Source organism: Dyella jejuensis (genome assembly GCF_044904675.1).
Taxonomy (GTDB): Bacteria; Pseudomonadota; Gammaproteobacteria; order Xanthomonadales; family Rhodanobacteraceae; genus Dyella_B; species Dyella_B jejuensis.
On the sequence record NZ_JADIKJ010000121.1, the window covers coordinates 1 to 281 of the forward strand.

Below are 281 nucleotides of genomic sequence, written 5' to 3' on the forward strand. Positions count from 1 at the left end.
CGCGCGGACGTGCAGCAGGCAAGGACTGAATGGAGGCGCGACCAGCCGCAATGGAGTCGAGGTCGGTTGGTTTTCCTGGATGAAACGGCTACCACCACGTGCATGACCCGGTTGCGGGGCCGTTCGCCACGAGGGCAGCGCTGTGTCGCTTCTGCGCCCTACGGCCACTGGAAGACGACCACGTTCATTGCCGGCTTGCGTCACGATGCGATTACCGCGCCGCTAGTGCTCGATGGTCCAATGAACGGTGTCGCGTTTCTCGCCTACATCGAAACGTGCCT

The 281-nt window shown here is 62.6% G+C and carries 1 protein-coding gene; it reads left to right on the forward strand.

Translation table 11 applies throughout. The features are described from left to right. Positions 1–281, forward strand: a 281-nt coding sequence (locus tag ISP15_RS18695) for a transposase (protein ID WP_404549507.1), incomplete at both ends; no start/stop codon positions are given.